Genomic DNA, 16731 nt, shown 5'->3' on the forward strand with positions numbered 1-16731 from the left:
CAAAGCACCGGGTAATCTGCTGCCATGACCTACGGTGACGCCGCTCATTCCGTTGCGCCTGTGTTCGGTACGGTGCTCACCGCGATGGTGACCCCGTTCACAGCGGACGGCAAGTTGGATATCGATGCGGGCGTTCGGCTGGCACATCATCTCGTCGAGCAGGGCAACGACGGACTGGTTCTGGCCGGCACGACGGGCGAGTCGCCGACCACCACCGAGAACGAGAAGCTCGAACTGCTTCGCGCAGTGATTGCCGCGGTCGGTCATCGGGCACGCATCATCGCCGGAGCCGGCAGCAACGACACCGCACACAGCGTCGAGCTGGCCCGTGACGCCGCCCGTGCAGGCGCACACGGTCTTCTGGTCGTCACCCCGTATTACTCCCGCCCGCCGCAGGCCGGTCTGTACGCGCACTTCACCGCGGTCGCGAACGCCACCGACCTGCCCGTGATGCTCTACGACATTCCGCCGCGGTCGGTCGTTCCCATCGAGACCGAGACGTTGCGTCGACTCGCAGAACATCCACGGATCCTCGCGGTCAAGGACGCCAAGGGCGATCTGAACGCAGGTGCCGAACTGATCGCGTCGACCGGGTTGCAGTTCTACTCCGGCGACGACCCGCTGAACCTGCCCTGGCTCTCGGTCGGTGCAACCGGTTTCGTCAGCGTCATCGGCCACCTCGTTCCGGCTCGCCTCCGCGAGCTGCACACCGCCTTCATGATGGGCGACATCGCGCGTGCTCAGGCGATCAACGTCAGCCTCATCCCGGTCATTCGTTCGGTCGCGCGCCTCGGCGGCGTCAGCGCATCGAAGGCCGGCCTTCGCCTCATCGGAATCGATGTCGGCGAACCACGACTTCCCCAGGTGCCACCGAGCATCGACCACATCGAATTGCTCGCAGCAGAGCTGCGGGCGGCAGGAGTTCTTGTATGACACGACCGAACAGATCGCGCGGACGCGCAACCCGAAACGCCGGACCCCCCTCCGAGCGTCCGGCCCCGAAGCAGGGCCAACCGGCAGGGGCTCGGCAGGGAAAGCCGATGGTGCAGAACTCGGCGCGCACTCAGCGTCCCGACAAGCGTCGTGAATTCGACCCGACGGAGCGTCTCGGCACACCGCCGAAGGCCCCGTTCAAGGGCCTGCGAGTGGTCGCACTCGGTGGCATCGGCGAAATCGGTCGCAACATGACGGTGTTCGAGCACCAGGGCAAAATGCTGATCATCGACTGCGGCGTGCTCTTTCCCGAGGATCAGCAGCCGGGTGTCGACCTGATCCTGCCCGACTTCCGGCACATCGAGAATCGCATGGCCGACGTCGAGGCCGTGGTCCTGACGCACGGTCACGAGGACCACATCGGTGCTGTCCCGTTCCTGCTACGACTGCGTCCGGACCTACCCGTCGTCGGATCCAAGTTCACCCTCGCGCTCGTCGCGGCCAAGTGTCGTGAGCACCGATTGCGGCCGAACCTCGTCGAGGTCATCGAGGGCCAGCACACGCAGCACGGCCCGTTCGATTGCGAATACTTCGCGGTGAACCACTCCATTCCCGATGCGCTCGCAATCGCCATCAGGACCGATGCCGGGCTGGTGCTGCACACGGGTGACATCAAGCTCGATCAGCTGCCGCTCGACGGTCGTCTGACCGACCTGGCCGGCTTCTCCCGGCTCGGCGACGAGGGTGTCGACCTCTTCCTGGTCGACTCCACCAATGCCGAGGTGCCCGGATTCGTCACGCCGGAACGCGAGATCGGCGGAGTACTCGACACCGTCATCGGCAAGGCGAAGCAGCGCGTCATCGTTGCGTCGTTCGCCAGCCACGTGCACCGCATTCAGCAGGTCATCGACGTCGCCGAGCGATACAACCGCCGCGTGGCATTCGTCGGCCGGTCGATGGTCCGCAACATGCAGATCGCTCAGGATCTCGGCTACCTGCGTGTGCCCGACGGCCTCGAGGTCAATGTCGACACTGCCGCAACGCTTCCCGACGACCGGTTGGTGCTGATCTCCACCGGTTCGCAGGGCGAGCCGTTGTCGGCGCTGTCCCGGATGGCTCGCGGCGAGCATCGCCAGATCAACGTCAAGGCGAACGATCTCGTGGTGCTGGCGTCCTCACTCATTCCCGGCAACGAGAACTCGGTGTTCGCGGTGGTCAACGGCCTCGCCAAGCGGGGTGCGACCGTCGTGACGCAGCAGAACGCGAAGGTTCACGTCTCGGGCCATGCGTCGGCGGGAGAGCTGCTCTACCTGTACAACGCCGTTCGGCCCACCAATGCCATGCCGGTGCACGGCGAGTGGCGTCACCTGCGCGCCAACGCGGCGCTGGCCAAGGCGACGGGCGTACCCGAGGAGCGAGTGGTGCTGGCAGAGGACGGCGTGGTGGTCGACATGGTCGACGGTCTCGCCGAGATCGTCGGACAGGTGCCTGTGGGGCACGTCTACGTCGACGGCCTCTCTGTCGGTGACGTCGGCGATTCGACGCTGTCCGACCGACTGGTGCTGGGCGAGGGCGGTTTCATCGCGATCAGCGTCGCCGTCGATTCGGCCACCGGTCGTGCAGTGACCGCACCCGAGGTGTCCGGTCGCGGATTCTCCGACGATCCGGCTGCACTCAAGGAAGCCGGTCAACTCGTCGAGTCGGAGTTGCAGCGGCTGGCGTCCGACGGCGTGTCCGATACGCACCGCATCGCTCAGGCAGTGCGTCGTGTCGTCGGTCGGTGGGTGGCGGACAAGTATCGCCGCAAGCCGATGATCGTTCCGACGATCATCGCGGTCAAGCCACAACCGCAGTCGAACTAGGCGCTCCCACAGCCGAACTGGACGCGATGGTCTAGACGAGCAGTCGCCAGAGTCCGATCAGACCGAGGACGACGATGGCACAGCGCAGGGCCGCCGGCGAGAGCCGGCGGCCGTAGCGCGCTCCGACGGCTCCTCCGATCAGCGAGCCGACCGCGATCAGTCCCGCTGCCTGCCAGCTGATGTCGTCGAAGCGAAAGATCGTGTACGTCACCGCTGCAACGACATTGACGACCAATGACAGAAGATTCTTGGCTGCGTTCATCCGCTGCATGGTCTCGGGGAGCAGCGCTCCCATCACCCCGATGAGCAGAATGCCCTGTGCGGCGGTGAAATAGCCGCCGTAGATGCCGACCAGCAGAGTGCCGCCGGTGACCAAGGCCATCCGGGTACGGCTGATGTGGTTCGCGGCCTTGCCTGCGGCTTCCGACCGCCGTTTGGCCCAGGCCTGGATTCTCGGTTGTGCGACAACGAGAATCAGCGCGCCGATGAGCAATACCGGAACCACTGCGGCGAACACGGTTTCGGGTAGATGGAGCAGCAGCCAGGCACCGCCGAGCGCGCCGAAGAACGAGGCAGGCAACTGCCACCGCAGTCGATGCCACTGCCCGCGCAGTTCGCGCCGGTAACCCCACGTACCCGAAACGCTTCCCGCCACCAGGCCCACCGCATTGGACATGGTGGCGACCACCGGGGGATAGCCGAATGCGACCAACGTCGGAAACGTGATCAGCGTCCCGGAACCGACGACGGCGTTGATGGCTCCGGCTCCGAGTCCGGCGAGCAGGATGACGAGAATTTCCGATACCGGCACTGTTGGGAGGCTACCGACGCCGCAGGTGCCTCGAACATCGGGGAGTGTGGGGCGGCGGGATGCCGTCGGATCGCTCGGGACGTACCGTGGACCGCGTGAGCCTCGCCCAGGATGAACGTTCCCAACTGGTCCAGACCCTTCTCGACGTGGGTCCCGATGCGCCGACGCTGTGCGGTGAGTGGACCGCAGCCGATCTGGCGGCGCATCTCGTCGTCCGGGAACGACGCCTGGACGCCTCGCCCGGCATATTTCTCTCTCCGCTCGCGGGGTACACGGAGCGCGTCCAGCGATCCGTTGCGAACAAGCCGTTCACGACGGTGGTCGAGGACATACGGACGGGGCCGCCCATGTGGTCGCCGTTCGCACTGCTGGACCCCCTGATCAATCTCGGTGAGATGTTCGTTCATCACGAGGATCTGCGCCGGGCAGGCGAGAGCTGGACTCGACGAGTGTTGCCGGCCGCGGTGGAAACGCGCCTGTGGCCGCAGGTTCGTTTGATTGGCCGAGCCGGACACCGTTCCGCGCCGATTCCGGTGCACGTCCGAACCCCGGACAGCCGCACAGCCACGTTCAAGGGTGGATCGGGCCCGGGCGTGACCGTGGTGGGGGAGCCGTCGGAACTGCTGCTCTACGCGTTCGGGCGCGATCAGATCGAGGTGCTGTACGAGGGTTCGGCGGACGACGTGGCTGCCGTGAAGGCACTCGATCTGAGCTTCTGACACATTCACCCCCGCTGTTACTGGTGTTGCGGATGGTTTCGACGGGGCTGTTGCGACTAGCCTGGGGGCATGGCAGGAAAGACCAGCACCTCCACCGCCAGAGCCGGGTCCAGCGGATCCGGCTCCTCGCGCGCGTCCGGCACCGCCCGTAAATCCGGTGGCGGGCGTACTGCGCGCACCGTGACGACGCCGAAGAAGCCCACCGCGCCGCGCAACCCCGCGACGTCGCGTGCGAACGCGTCCTCCCGTGGCAAGGCCCCAACCAGGGGTGCGTCGACGGCTCGGCGCCCGGCGGCGAAGAAGAAGTCACGCGGTGCCCTCGACGCGATCGGGCGAGGCATCGCGTCCACCTGGTCGATGGCGGCACGCGGAGTCGGTGCCACGACGCGGACGGTGAGCAAAGCCGCCGACATCGAGCACGGCCACCGCCGGGACGGGATCGCCCTCGGACTGATCGCCGTCAGTGTCGTCGTCGCCGCGAGTGTGTGGCTGAGCGCCGGGGGACCGGTCGGCGAATGGATCGAGGTGGGTATTCGCGCCGTCATCGGTGAAGCCGGCTACGTCGCGCCCGTGCTCGGTGTCGCCATCGCCGTCGTTCTTATGCGGTCCGAACCGCATCCCGAGGTACGGCCGCGACTTGTTCTGGGATCGATCCTGCTCGGCCTGCCGATCCTCGGCCTGTGGCACATGGCCGCAGGCTCACCGACCGACGCCGCCGGGCGATCCGAGGGCGCAGGCTTCGTCGGATACGTGGCAGGTGGACCCATAGCCGACGGCCTCACCGTGTGGCTGGCCGTACCGTTGCTGCTGCTCGCAGGCCTGTTCGGAGTATTGCTTCTCACCGGCACCACCGTGCGCGACGTACCCGATCGGATGCGTGCACTGTTCGGCACCGACAGCCGCGGCGACGAATACGACGAATACGACCCGGCCGACTTCGGCTCCGAATTCGGTGACGAGGGCTACGGCGACTACGACAGCAACTTCGACGCCGACGGCTACCCGGTCCACGGCGGCGCAGACCCCTACGACAACTACCCGACCGAGGAATACATCCCGGTCGTCAAGCCGCCACGCGCGCGCAAGACCCCGCCGCCCGAGGCTGCCACCGAGGTCATCGCACCTGCCGCCGCTGTCCCCGCACCTGCTCCCGAGCCGGCCGCACCGCCGCGGCCGAAGCCCAAGCCGATCGTGAAGGCGGCCGAACCGAAACAGCCGGCCGAGGACGACAAGATCGTCGTCGATCGCGTCGTCGACGGGGATTACACGCTGCCGTCGCTGTCGCTGCTGATCGACGGAGATCCGCCCAAGACCCGCAGCCAGGCCAACGACGCCATGATCGAGGCGATCTCCGAGGTACTCGAACAGTTCAAGATCGATGCCGCGGTCACCGGTTTCACCCGCGGCCCCACGGTCACCCGCTACGAGGTGGAGCTGGGCCCCGGCGTCAAGGTCGAGAAGATCACGGCACTCGCACGCAACATCGCCTACGCCGTCGCCACCGACAACGTTCGCCTGCTCGCGCCTATCCCTGGCAAGTCCGCGGTCGGTATCGAGGTGCCCAACTCGGACCGTGAGATGGTCCGTCTGGCGGACGTGCTCACTGCGCCGTCGACGCGTAAGGATCACCATCCGTTGGTGATCGGACTCGGTAAGGACATCGAGGGCGACTTCGTCAGCGCCAACCTCGCGAAGATGCCGCACTTGCTGGTGGCCGGTTCCACCGGTTCCGGTAAGTCCAGTTTCGTGAACTCGATGCTCGTCTCGCTGCTCGCACGGGCGACCCCGGACGAGGTTCGGATGATCCTGATCGACCCGAAGATGGTGGAGCTGACGCCCTACGAGGGAATTCCGCACCTCATCACCCCGATCATCACGCAGCCCAAGAAGGCTGCCGCGGCGCTGGCCTGGCTCGTCGAGGAGATGGAGCAGCGTTACCAGGACATGCAGATCAACAAGGTCCGTCACATCGACGACTTCAACAAGAAGGTGCGGTCCGGCGAGATCACCGCGCCCCTGGGCAGCGAACGCGTCTACCGTCCGTATCCCTACATCCTGGCCATCGTGGACGAGCTGGCCGACCTGATGATGACCGCCCCGCGTGACGTCGAAGAGGCGATCGTGCGGATCACCCAGAAAGCGCGCGCCGCCGGCATTCACCTGGTGCTCGCCACCCAGCGTCCTTCGGTCGACGTCGTGACGGGCTTGATCAAGACGAACGTGCCGTCGCGTCTGGCCTTCGCCACGTCGTCTCTGACCGACTCCCGCGTCATCCTGGACCAGCCGGGTGCGGAGAAGCTCATCGGTATGGGAGACGCGCTCTTCCTACCGATGGGTGCCGGCAAGCCGACGCGTCTGCAGGGTGCGTTCATCACCGACGAGGAAATCGCCGCCGTCGTCGACTTCGCCAAGAACCAGGCCGAGCCGGAGTACAACGAGACCGTCACCGCTGCGAAGGTCTCGGACAAGAAGGACGTCGACCCGGACATCGGCGACGACCTCGACGTGCTGTTGCAGGCGGTCGAACTGGTCGTGACGAGTCAGTTCGGTTCGACGTCGATGCTGCAACGCAAGCTTCGAGTCGGCTTCGCCAAGGCCGGGCGATTGATGGACCTGATGGAGAACCGCGGAGTCGTCGGCCCGAGCGAAGGCTCGAAGGCCCGCGAGGTACTCGTCAAGCCCGACGAGCTCGACGGTCTGCTGTGGTCGATCAAGGGCGGCGACCCGGACGAGCAGCCCGCGTCGGAGGAGTTCTGACCGCTTCCCGGCCTGGGTGGATGGACCACTGCAGCCGTCTCGGCGGTGCAGTGGTCCATTCACGCGAACCGGGTGAGCGGGGAAGATCAGGACGTGAAGGTGCCCATGACGGGCGTCCATTCGTGGAACGTCGCCGACTCGATCAGGTTCTCCACCGCGAACGGGTCTTGCGCGAACAGCGTCTCGACGGTGGCAGCATCCGCGCCCTCCACCAGCAGCAGAGCACCGCTGCCATCGGCGTACGGTCCACTCGACACCAGGGTTTTCCGGTCGAGTAGGTCGGCCAACCAGGCGCGATGTGCTGCGCGGTGGGTGTCGCGCCCGTCTGTGGTGGCGGGTGAGTAGGTGTAGCTGACGGCGATCAGGGGCATGGAGCTCTCTTCCGGATTCGAGGGGTGATCCCGGAATTCTGTCAGAGCGACAGCAACATCCGCGTGTTGCCCAGAGTGTTCGGTTTGACGTAACTCAGGTCCAGGAACTCAGCCACGCCGGTGTCGTAGGAACGGCACATTTCCGCATAGACCTCGGCCGTCACGGGGGTTCCGTCGATCTCGGCGAACCCGTGTCGAGAGAAGAAGTCCACCTCGAAGGTCAGCACGAACACTTTCTGCAACGCCAGATCACGAGCGACCTCGATCAGTTTGGCGACGATCAGGTGGCCTGCGCCGTGCCCCTTGGCGGCGGGATCGACGGCGACCGTGCGAACCTCGCCCAGATCGGCCCACAGCACGTGCAACGCACCGCAGCCGATGATCTCGCCGTCACGCTCGGCGATCCAGAACTCCTGCACCGCCTCGTACAGGGTGACGAGGTTCTTCTCGAGCAGAATGCGTCCGGCGTAGATGTCGATCAAACGCTTGATCTCGGGGATGTCGGAGGTTCTGGCTCGACGCACGACGAGGGTGCCGTCGTTCGCGGAGCCGAGGTCCGCGATGTCGGATTGCACGTCGGATTCGGGGTCTGCGATGTCGCGACTCGCCCGATTCGGCCCAGAAGTCATGGGGTGAACAGTAGTCAGTACCGCAACCGATAAACTTTTCGTGTGTCGTTCAGTGAGCTGTGTCCCCGTCTCGGCGGATCGGTGCTGCGCCGAAGCCGACACACCGACCGGTACGTCGTCGACGGCGCGCGGTTCTGCCGATGAGCGGGCCGGTGACGCCCGATCACGGCGTTCCATCCAGTGGCGAGATTCCGGGCAACCGTCCCTCCGGTTCGTCGGCCCCACGTGATTCGGGACTGCCTCACGGCAACGCTGTCACCGGTGGTCCGGACGAAGTGCCGTTGCTCAATATCGCGAATGTCCTGACGGTGCTCCGAATCGCACTGGTGCCGGTCTTTCTCGCCGCACTGTTCGTCGGTGACGGCCACGACACATCCTGGCGGCTGGCGGCAACCGCGATCTTCGCTGCTGCTGCAATCACCGACCGGATCGACGGTCAGTTGGCCCGCAAGTACGGTCTCGTCACCGATTTCGGGAAGATGGCCGACCCGATCGCGGACAAGGCTCTGATCGGTGCCGCGCTCGTCGGACTGTCGATGTTGGGCGACCTGTCGTGGTGGGTGACGGTGATAATCGGTGTGCGGGAAATCGGCATCACCGCGGTGCGGTTCGCCGTCATCCGCCACGGAGTGATCCCCGCAGGGCGCGGCGGCAAGGTGAAGACTCTGGTGCAGACGTTCGCGATCGGGGTGTACCTGTGCCCGCTGCCGACCGTGTTCGACCCGGTCGCGGTCGCCTTGATGGCGCTGGCGGTACTGCTCACCGTCTACACCGGTGTGGACTACGTGGTGCAGGCCGTTCGTCTGCGCCGAGGCGTGTCCTCCGCGTGAACTCGTCGGCGGGCTACAGTCGTGGTGGCCGTGTCGCAGCTGTTTCGGCGCGTGTCGCAGTGAACGGGCATATAGGGTCGGGAACCAATCGGACCGACTGGGACGTTGAACATCGTGACGGCTCCGGACGAACGAGATGTGAACGTTGTCGTCTCGACGGCACAGCCGTCGGCACGAACACCAACGAGGAGGAGCGAGATGGCGCTGCTATTGCGTGAAGCACTCGGCGACAGTTTGCGGCGTACTCGCGTCGCACAGAGCCGAACCCTGCGTGAAGTCTCGAACACCGCACGCGTCAGCCTCGGATACCTTTCCGAGGTCGAACGCGGTCGCAAGGAAGCGTCGAGCGAGCTCCTCGCTGCGATCTGCGACGCCCTCGCCGTCCCGCTCTCGGACGTCATGAGCGATGTCAGTGTGACACTGTCCGACGCCTCGACCGCCGCCGCGCGGCTCGACGAGGCGGCGGTCGCCACCCGCATCGACGGCGATACTCGCGTCGTGATTCCGGCACCTGCTGCCAGAGCACTCGCCGCCGCCTAAGATCGGAAAAGTACCCAGTTTCCACTCCTGACCCAGACCACGCACCCGACTTTCACAGCACGGACAGGTTCATTTCGGTCACTGCGAGAGCAGCCGACCCGTACGCGGCCACCGCGGCGCAACAGATGGAGGCAGGACCACCCCATGGCTAATCCTTTCGTCAAGGCCTGGAAATACATGATGGCGCTCTTCAATTCCAAGATCGACGAGAAGGCCGACCCCAAAGTTCAGATTCAGCAGGCGATCGAAGACGCACAGCGACAGCATCAGGCTCTGTCCCAGCAGGCCGCGTCGGTCATCGGTAATCAGCGCCAGCTCGAGATGAAGCTCAGCCGTCAGCTGGACGAGGTCGAGAAGCTCAACGCGAACGCGCGGCAGGCGGTGACGCTGGCCGATCAGGCCGCCACTGCAGGCGACATCGAGAAGGCCACGCAGTACACGAACGCAGCCGAGGCGTTCGCAGCACAGCTGGTGACCGCCGAGCAGAGTGTCGAGGACCTCAAGGTCTTGCACGACCAGTCTTTGCAGGCGGCCACCCAGGCGAAGAAGGCCGTCGAGCAGAACGCCATGGCTCTGCAGTCGAAGGTCGCAGAACGCACCAAGCTACTGAGCCAGCTCGAGCAGGCGAAGATGCAGGAGAAGGTCAGCGAATCCCTGCGGTCGATGGACAGCACGCTGTCCGCGCCCGGCAACACCCCGAGCCTCGACGCGGTGCGCGACAAGATCGAACGTCGCTACGCAGATGCCCTCGGATCGGCAGAGCTGGCCCAGAACACCGTGTCGGGTCGCATGATGGAGGTTCAGCAGGCGTCGGTGCAGATGGCGGGTCACAGCCGCCTCGAACAGATTCGTGCATCGATGGCAGGCGACTCGTTGCCGTCGGGCAATGCCGCGGCGAAGCCGTCGATCTCGAAGTCTCCGGACGCGACGCCCGAGCCGCCGGCTCAGGCATAGATCGAGCCGGCGAACAGCTCGGACGTCCGACAGCAACGTCGACATGAATAGTAGAGAGCACGAATCCGGCCGGTCGCGTAAGCGGCCGGCCGTTTCGCTCGATCGTGAGTCCGTGACCGCAGCCGTCACCGAGTCCGGTGCCGTGGTCAAATCTCTGGCGGAGTCCGCTCGGAGTGTCGGGACCTCGATTCTCGACGCCGCAGGGCGCCGAAGGGATCCCCGCGTCAAGCACCTGAAGAAGATTCGCCGCGCCAGACGACGCGGAATCAGGTTCGGTGCCGCGTCCACGACGACGGCCGTGGGAACTGCGGGGATGGCCGTGCTGTCGGCACCGGAGTGGACTCTGTTCGTGGGCGGCGGTAGTGCTGCGCTGATGGCCGTCCCGGCCGCATTCGCGGTGACGCGGTTGCGGCGACTTCGAGCCCAACCGGTGCCGGTGGGACTACCGACCAAGCGCGTGTTGCCGCAGCGCGGATCTGCCGCGTACGAGTCGATGACCCGATTGGCCGGTGCCGAGCAGAGTCTGTTCGAGCTACTGGGAATCCTGGCGAGGTCCGAGACGATCGGTGCCGAGGACGTCGAGGAGATGATCGGGGTGACCTCCGACGCAGCCCGCGGCCTCGAAGGAGTCGCCGTCGACATCGCCGCTCTGGAACGTGCGGGGGCGGCAAGCGCTGTGACCCGCGAGCACCTGCGCGGCGGGATAGCCTCGGCTGCAGCCGAACTCGCCACCGGTGTCGATCAGTACGAGCAGCTCGTGGCCGCGGCCGCGCGGATGACCGGACCGGCAGGATCGGCGTCGACGACGGTCGTGGAATCGCATCGACGCGAGCTGCTGTCGGCTACGGATCGACTGCAGGGGTGGGCCGAGGCGCTCACCGAACTCGACCGGATTCGGTCGCGGCACCGGTGAGACAATTCAGGGTTAACCCCGATGTGTTCGTCGCGCGCGAGTGCCAGTATCGAAGTACGCGAAACGACACGGTGCGCGGCGACACGGTAGGAGCACTCATGTTCTGGAAAGTACTGGGATTCATCGTTCTGATCTGGATTGCGCTCGCGCTGCTGGGCACCATCATCAAGGGTGTCTTCTGGCTCGTGGTGGCCGGCGCGATCGTATTGGGCCTGGTGTGGCTGTACAAGGCGATCTCCGCCGACAACGATCGCTCATCGCTGAAGTTCTGACGCAGCGGCTCGGTCACCCGCGAGCCATGGAATCCTGATTCACGAACACCCGAAGTGCCCGCGGCACGCAACGCGCGGTGACAGGTAGTTCGGCGACTCGCTCACCGTCCGCATAGGCGACGATTCCGTCGCATCGCAGCGTGACCTGTGTCGAGGTGTAGGTGTCCACCTCGGGCCGGTCGATGTGTGTTCCCCGGTAGAGCGTGGGGGACAGTCCGAGCAGTCGAGTCCGGCTCACCCCTCGGATGACGGTGACGTCGAGAAGGCCGTCGTCCACGAGCGCGGCGGGGCACACGACCATCCCGCCACCGTAACTTCTGCCGTTTCCGACAGCGACCAAGGTGGCGTCGAGACGAAGCTCGGCATCGTCCAGTTCGATGACGTACGGCAGCTTTCGGAGGGACGCCAGCTGAAGCATCATCGCTGCGTTGTACCGCAGCGGTCCGCGTGGCCAGCGCAGTCGCTTGGCCCTCTCGGTGACCAGCGAGTCGAAACCACTGGACAGGACGGTGGCGAACCAGCGCTCGCCGATCCGTCCGAGATCGATTGCGCGGGTGACGTTGTCGGCGACGATGTCGGCGGCGTGAACAGCATCGCCACGAGGCAGTCCCAGAGACCGTGCCAGATCGTTGCCGGTACCGGCAGGTATCAGGCCCATCGGGACGTCGGTGCCGGCCAGTACTTGGACGACGAGATTGACGAGCCCGTCGCCGCCGACGGCGACCACCGCGTCCGTACCGCTGCCGACTGCCTTCTCGAGCAAAGCCAACGCATCCCCGGGTGTGCGGCCCTCGATGGCCGTGACGTGAAGTTCACGCTCCCGCAGTCGAGCCACGGCGCACCGTCCGGCGTGCCCCGCGTGCCCACCGCCGGCCATCGGATTGGTCAACACCGTCACCGATCGGGTCATGCTCGCAACGATTTTTCGATCACATCGATCAGCTTGCCAGGGTCGACGATTGCCGTGGTGGTGACCGAGGCGATTCCTGGTCGAACGCCCCCGACGCAGATTGCGCATGCGTGTTACCGGCGATCTTCGGGCCCGATGTGCGTGTAACCGTGAGGTACTGTAACGAAATAGACTGTTACTACGCGTAATACGGTCTTTTTGTCCGAATCGAGAAAGGTGGCACGTGATCGAGCAGCCGGCGTCGAGTCCTGTCTCGTCGGAGCAACCGCAGTCGTCGTCCGTGACCGCTGCTCCCGAGAAGTCGGTCGAGAACACCGTTCTCGACGCGGCCCGGTCCTGCATCCTCGAACACGGAGTCAAGCGCACGACCTTGGCCGAGATTGCGCGTCGCGCCAAGGTCAGCAGGCCCACCGTGTACCGAAGATGGGCCGATACACGAGCTGTGGTGTCGAGCCTGCTCACACGAGAGATCGGTGCCCTGATTCCGAGCTTCGACGCTTCGGCGCCGGCTCGTGATCAGCTCGTGACTGCCGTGGGTGACGTTGCCGACCGCATTCGACTCCATCCGCTTTTCGTGAAGATTCTGCGTTCCGATTCCGACGTGCTCGCCACGTACATTCTGCATCGGCTCGGAACCAGTCAGGCGTTGATCATCGATGCACTGGCTTCTCTGGTCGTTGCCGGACAACGTGATTCCTCGATTCGTGCGGGGGATCCCACGACTCTGGCCACGTTGGTGTTGCTGATGGTGCAGTCTGCGGTCCAGTCCGCGGAGATGGTGTCCGAGAGGGTGTCCGGTGCCGAGGTGACACGCCAGATGGCGTTAGCCGTCGACCGTTATCTGCGACCCGAGGGTGCGTGAACGAGGCTGCGTCCTGACCTGACCGCCCCTCTCGCGACTTGATCTCGGCACACGTCGAGCGGTACGGCTCGAGTGTGGCACGCTGGGTCGGTGCGAGTAGCAGTGGTGGCCGGGCCCGATCCGGGGCATGCCTTTCCGGCGATCGCCCTGTCTCTGCTCTTCCGCGCGGCCGGCGACGAACCGATCCTCTTCACCGGTAGCCGCTGGGTACCCGCCGCGCACGCCGCGGGCCTGCGGGCCCTCCCGCTGGGTGGACTCGCACCGCGACCGGAAGACGACGATCTCGATGCCGGACAACGGATCCACTCTCGGGCGGCGTTCGTCTCGACCGAGTTGCTACCCGACCTCGAGCGGGAGAACGTCGATCTCGTCGTGTCCGACATCCTCACCGCAGGGGGTGGCATGGCCGCCGAGCGTCTCGGTATCCCCTGGGTCGAACTCTCGCCCCATCCTCTGTATTCGCCCTCGAAAGGGTTGCCGCCCATCGGAAGTGGCTTGGCTCCGGGTATCGGGATTCGGGGCAGGCTGCGCGATGTCGTGATGCGCGCGTTGACGGCACGCTCGATCGCTCAGGGGCGCGTACAGCGTTCCAACGCACGGACGAGCATCGGGTTGCCTGCCGAGGACCCGGGCCCCACTGCTCGGCTCGTTGCCACCATTCCCGCGCTCGAGGTGCACCGTCCCGACTGGCCGGCGGAGGCGCACGTGGTCGGCCCGCTGCTGTGGGAGCCGACGGACGACCTGCTCGATGCTCCCGACGGCTCGGCACCGCTGGTGATGGTCGCGCCGTCGACCGCCTTCACCGGTGCGGAAGGAATGCTCGAGATGGCGCTGAAAGGGTTGGACGGCAAGGGGGTGCGGGTCGTGGCCTCCGTTCTCGACGGAGGTCCCGACGCCCTCCCGAACTGGGCGAACGCAGGCCTCGGCCGCCAGGACGAACTGCTGCGCCGTGCCGATGTAGTGGTATGCGGCGGTGGCCACGGCATGCTGGCCAAGTCTCTCGTCCACGGCGTTCCGGTGGTGGCCGTCCCTGGCGGTGGTGATCAGTGGGAGCTGGCGAATCGGGCCGCCCGGCAGGGGAGTGCGGTCATCGTACGACCCCCGACGCCGACCTCGATCGCCGACGCGGTGGCCACGGTGCTGTCCGATCCGCGTTTCGCTCGGGCAGCGGGGGCGGCGGCGGACGGGTCGCAGTCCGTCGAGGATCCGGTGTCGGTGTGTCGTCACGTGCTCGCCCGCAGCGGTCCACGGAGCGGGCACTAGGGTTGTCGTTGTGCGTCTGACCGAATTTCGTGAACTCCTCACCGAGGAGTTCGGCTCCGTTCGAGGAAACTCCCTGCTTGCCGATCATGTGTTGTCCGGCATCGGTCGCACCGGAGCGCAGGCCATCGAGGACGGCGTCGACCCGCGAGAAGTGTGGCGCTCGATCTGTTACGAGTTCGACGTTCCGAAAGAGCGCTGGTAGTCCGCACCGGTCCTGCCGATCTTTTCCGGCGTGTCGAAAGCCGAGGTAGTTGACTCGAACACGTGTTCCCCTATGCTGATGTCAACGGTTGCTGAGCGGTCTCGAGAAACTTCTTGTCGGTACCCCGTTCTAGCGTTACCGACGACAAAGCTGATCGATACGACACAGCTGAACGACACGACACAGGGAGCTCACGATGGCTGCATACGATCGCGACAAAGCGCTCGATCTCGCACTTGCGCAGATCGACAAGAACTTCGGCAAGGGTTCGGTGATGCGCCTCGGTGACGAGGTCCGACAGCCCATCGCCGTCATCCCCACGGGATCGATCGCGCTCGACGTGGCACTCGGCATCGGGGGGTTGCCGCGTGGACGTGTCATCGAGGTCTACGGTCCGGAATCCTCGGGTAAGACCACCGTCGCCCTCCATGCAGTGGCCAGTGCTCAGCGCGCGGGCGGCATCGCTGCCTTCATCGACGCCGAGCACGCTCTGGATCCGGACTACGCGAAGAAGCTCGGCGTCGACACCGATGCCTTGCTGGTGTCGCAGCCAGATACCGGTGAGCAGGCTCTCGAGATCGCCGACATGCTGATTCGATCGGGTGCTCTCGACATCCTCGTGATCGACTCGGTGGCGGCACTGGTGCCGCGCGCCGAGATCGAGGGTGAGATGGGCGACAGCCACGTGGGTCTGCAGGCCCGCCTGATGAGCCAGGCGCTGCGCAAGATCACCGGTGCCATGAGCAACTCGGGCACCACGGTCATCTTCATCAACCAGCTGCGCGAGAAGATCGGCGTCATGTTCGGCTCTCCCGAAACCACCACCGGTGGTAAGGCATTGAAGTTCTACGCCTCGGTTCGCCTCGACATCCGCCGTATCGAGACCCTGAAGGACGGAACCGACGCTATCGGTAACCGCACTCGGGTCAAGGTGGTCAAGAACAAGGTGGCGCCGCCGTTCAAGCAGGCCGAGTTCGACATCATCTACGGCAAGGGCATCAGCCGCGAAGGCTCGTTGATCGACATGGGCGTCGAGCACGGCTTCATCCGTAAGTCGGGTTCGTGGTTCACCTACGAAGGTGACCAGCTCGGCCAGGGCAAGGAGAACGCCCGCAGGTTCATGCTCGAGAACCCGGACGTGCGTGACGAAATCGAGAAGAAGATCATGGAGAAGCTGCAGATCGGCGCGGACGTCACCGCAGAGGAGCCCGCAGCTGCTCCGGTCGACTTCTAACCTGTTGTCGCTGTGCAGCAGCGAGACGAAGGCGGCGGCACCGAGGCGCAGGCGAAAGATGTCTGCCTTCGGTTGCTGACCGACCGAGCGCGCAGCAGGCACGAACTCGAAGTTAGCCTGGCCAAGAAGGGGTTCACCCCCGAGATCGCGAGCGCCGTTCTCGACCGGCTCGAGAAGGCCAAGCTGGTCGACGACGAATCGTTCGCTCAGCAGTGGGTCCAGTCCCGGCACAAGTACTCCGGCAAGGGCAAACGTGCATTGAGCATGGAGCTCCGCAACAAGGGAGTCAGCAACGAACTCGCTGTGCATGCACTCGATCTGATCGATGCCGACGACGAGCGTCAGCGCGCAGCCGAGTTGGTACGCAAGCGATTCCGCACGCTGCAGTTGCCCGATCCCAGCGGACCCGATGCTCGAACCGAGCGAGACAAGGTTGTGCGCAAGCTGGTCGGCATGCTCGCCCGCCGCGGCTACTCGCAGTCGATGGCATTCGCAGTGGTCAAAGAGCAGCTCGACCGCGCGGGTGCCGATACCGAAGACTTCGACGGCCCCGACTCGATGTGATCGTCCACCTCGAGCCGGTGCCGTCGAGAAACAGTAAGGCCCGCAACACCATCGGTGTTGCGGGCCTTACTTGTCGACGGCCTCGACCAGTTGCAGTGTCGTGTG

18 protein-coding genes are annotated in these 16731 nt (G+C 65.3%); 14 read left to right on the forward strand and 4 right to left on the reverse strand.

The features are described 5' to 3' along the window. The first annotated feature begins 24 nt into the window (after window positions 1–24). Window positions 25–933 carry a 4-hydroxy-tetrahydrodipicolinate synthase gene (gene dapA, locus AB0362_RS01650; protein ID WP_283275385.1) on the forward strand — a complete coding sequence of 303 codons (909 nt, stop codon included), beginning with the start codon at window positions 25–27 and terminating at the stop codon, window positions 931–933. Continuing rightward, window positions 930–2795 (forward strand): ribonuclease J, encoded by a 1866-nt coding sequence (locus tag AB0362_RS01655; RefSeq protein ID WP_230596220.1) that lies wholly within the window; start codon window positions 930–932, stop codon window positions 2793–2795. The genes dapA and AB0362_RS01655 overlap by 4 nt, the downstream gene beginning before the upstream one ends. 31 nt (window positions 2796–2826) lie before the next feature. Here the strand turns inward: AB0362_RS01655 and AB0362_RS01660 are convergent, their stop codons facing one another. Continuing rightward, entirely contained in the window at window positions 2827–3606 is a 780-nt protein-coding gene (locus AB0362_RS01660; RefSeq protein ID WP_366234700.1) for a sulfite exporter TauE/SafE family protein, read from the reverse strand. A 95-nt stretch (window positions 3607–3701) separates the two neighbouring features. On the opposite strand from AB0362_RS01660, the gene AB0362_RS01665 reads away from it, so the two are divergent. Both AB0362_RS01665 and AB0362_RS01670 read left to right on the forward strand, forming a co-directional pair. Next, entirely contained in the window at window positions 3702–4325 is a 624-nt protein-coding gene (locus AB0362_RS01665) for a TIGR03085 family metal-binding protein (protein WP_366234701.1), read from the forward strand. 69 nt (window positions 4326–4394) lie between these two features. Further along, a complete protein-coding gene (locus AB0362_RS01670) occupies window positions 4395–7082 on the forward strand; it encodes a DNA translocase FtsK (protein ID WP_366234702.1) in 2688 nt (895 codons plus the stop codon). A gap of 86 nt (window positions 7083–7168) precedes the next feature. Here AB0362_RS01670 and AB0362_RS01675 read toward each other — a convergent pair whose 3' ends face one another. Together AB0362_RS01675 and AB0362_RS01680 are read right to left on the reverse strand one after the other, a co-directional pair. After that, window positions 7169–7453: a YciI family protein gene (locus tag AB0362_RS01675; protein WP_068050703.1), complete on the reverse strand. Its 285-nt coding sequence runs from the start codon at window positions 7451–7453 to the stop codon at window positions 7169–7171. 41 nt (window positions 7454–7494) lie between these two features. Beyond that, on the reverse strand, window positions 7495–8082 hold the full coding sequence (locus tag AB0362_RS01680) for an amino-acid N-acetyltransferase (RefSeq protein WP_262498345.1): 588 nt from the start codon (window positions 8080–8082) through the stop codon (window positions 7495–7497). A gap of 140 nt (window positions 8083–8222) precedes the next feature. Here AB0362_RS01680 and pgsA point away from each other — a divergent pair, with 140 nt between their 5' ends. The 5 genes from pgsA (at window position 8223) to AB0362_RS01705 (ending at window position 11591) form a co-directional block, all read left to right on the forward strand. Further along, a complete protein-coding gene (gene pgsA / locus AB0362_RS01685) occupies window positions 8223–8912 on the forward strand; it encodes a CDP-diacylglycerol--glycerol-3-phosphate 3-phosphatidyltransferase (protein WP_366234703.1) in 690 nt (229 codons plus the stop codon). A gap of 198 nt (window positions 8913–9110) precedes the next feature. After that, on the forward strand, window positions 9111–9452 hold the full coding sequence (locus tag AB0362_RS01690) for a helix-turn-helix transcriptional regulator (protein WP_032397883.1): 342 nt from the start codon (window positions 9111–9113) through the stop codon (window positions 9450–9452). Window positions 9453–9596: 144 nt separating this feature from the next. After that, entirely contained in the window at window positions 9597–10406 is an 810-nt protein-coding gene (locus tag AB0362_RS01695) for a PspA/IM30 family protein (protein ID WP_068050702.1), read from the forward strand. 112 nt (window positions 10407–10518) lie between these two features. Continuing rightward, the gene (locus AB0362_RS01700) at window positions 10519–11319 is read left to right on the forward strand and encodes a hypothetical protein (protein WP_197478022.1); all 801 of its coding nucleotides are present in this window, start codon (window positions 10519–10521) and stop codon (window positions 11317–11319) included. Window positions 11320–11417: 98 nt separating this feature from the next. Next, window positions 11418–11591 carry a hypothetical protein gene (locus AB0362_RS01705; RefSeq protein ID WP_366234704.1) on the forward strand — a complete coding sequence of 58 codons (174 nt, stop codon included), beginning with the start codon at window positions 11418–11420 and terminating at the stop codon, window positions 11589–11591. 13 nt (window positions 11592–11604) lie between these two features. Here the strand turns inward: AB0362_RS01705 and AB0362_RS01710 are convergent, their stop codons facing one another. After that, complete coding sequence (locus AB0362_RS01710) at window positions 11605–12501, reverse strand: diacylglycerol kinase (protein ID WP_366234705.1); 897 nt, start codon at window positions 12499–12501, stop codon at window positions 11605–11607. 223 nt (window positions 12502–12724) lie between these two features. Between AB0362_RS01710 and AB0362_RS01715 the strand changes: the two genes are divergently transcribed. From AB0362_RS01715 to AB0362_RS01735, 5 genes are all read left to right on the forward strand, one after another. Next, the gene (locus tag AB0362_RS01715) at window positions 12725–13363 is read left to right on the forward strand and encodes a helix-turn-helix domain-containing protein (protein WP_366234706.1); all 639 of its coding nucleotides are present in this window, start codon (window positions 12725–12727) and stop codon (window positions 13361–13363) included. A 90-nt stretch (window positions 13364–13453) separates the two neighbouring features. Next, window positions 13454–14626 (forward strand): nucleotide disphospho-sugar-binding domain-containing protein, encoded by a 1173-nt coding sequence (locus AB0362_RS01720; protein ID WP_366234707.1) that lies wholly within the window; start codon window positions 13454–13456, stop codon window positions 14624–14626. Window positions 14627–14636: 10 nt separating this feature from the next. Further along, a complete protein-coding gene (locus AB0362_RS01725) occupies window positions 14637–14828 on the forward strand; it encodes a DUF3046 domain-containing protein (protein ID WP_027496833.1) in 192 nt (63 codons plus the stop codon). Between the two features lie 196 nt (window positions 14829–15024). Beyond that, entirely contained in the window at window positions 15025–16062 is a 1038-nt protein-coding gene (recA, locus tag AB0362_RS01730; protein ID WP_366234708.1) for a recombinase RecA, read from the forward strand. A 12-nt stretch (window positions 16063–16074) separates the two neighbouring features. Further along, the gene (locus AB0362_RS01735) at window positions 16075–16626 is read left to right on the forward strand and encodes a regulatory protein RecX (RefSeq protein ID WP_366234709.1); all 552 of its coding nucleotides are present in this window, start codon (window positions 16075–16077) and stop codon (window positions 16624–16626) included. Window positions 16627–16731 lie beyond the last annotated feature (105 nt).

Origin of the sequence: Rhodococcus sp. NPDC079359, from assembly GCF_040702585.1 — a bacterium.
Taxonomy (GTDB): domain Bacteria; phylum Actinomycetota; class Actinomycetes; order Mycobacteriales; family Mycobacteriaceae; genus Rhodococcoides.